The organism is Parasediminibacterium sp. HNIBRBA5674 (assembly GCF_056745525.1).
This window is the reverse complement of sequence record NZ_JBQWIE010000105.1, coordinates 1-532: the sequence shown is the minus strand read 5'-3', so window position 1 is coordinate 532 and position 532 is coordinate 1. Positions and strand designations below refer to the sequence as shown.

The 532-nt window shown below is 41.2% G+C and carries 1 protein-coding gene; it reads right to left on the bottom strand.

The window, feature by feature from the left end; translation table 11 throughout:
- Positions 1–473: hypothetical protein (locus ACT9TX_RS18455; RefSeq protein WP_481340593.1), on the bottom strand; the 473-nt coding region annotated here is incomplete at its 3' end.
- Positions 474–532: the final 59 nt, after the last annotated feature.

Genomic DNA, 532 nt, shown 5'->3' with positions numbered 1-532 from the left:
GTGTCTAGTGCCAAAAAGCTAAAGGCGGTTTCTTCGCCACGCTTGCTATAAATTTTTACGCCATTGCTTTTTTGCTTGTCAAAAGCGAGTACAATATGCCCACCATTTAGGGTAATACTTAATGTAGGCTTAGCATTAGGTGCATCAAACACGGTTACGGTGCCTACTATACCAAGATCGTTACCTATGGCTGCGGTATAGCTTGCAGTGTTTTTAATACGGTTAGCAAGGGTGCGTAGGTTGCCTACAACATCGCTACGCAATTGGTCTTTACTGCTTACTTTATTTTTTAATAGCTTTTTGGTATTGTCTACATCTGCAATGCTGGCAATCAGGTCATCGCACTGGTTTTGGTAAATGGTTACATCGGCTGGGGGAATGCCTAATGTGATGGCATGTATGGCTAATTTGGTTTTTAGCGATGTGAGCCAAGTGGTTAATGTATCATCTGCTTTTGGAATAAAATCTGACATGGTAATGGTTGTTTATAGTGTTATGATGATTGATTATGAGATGGCTGTAACCGCTTGCC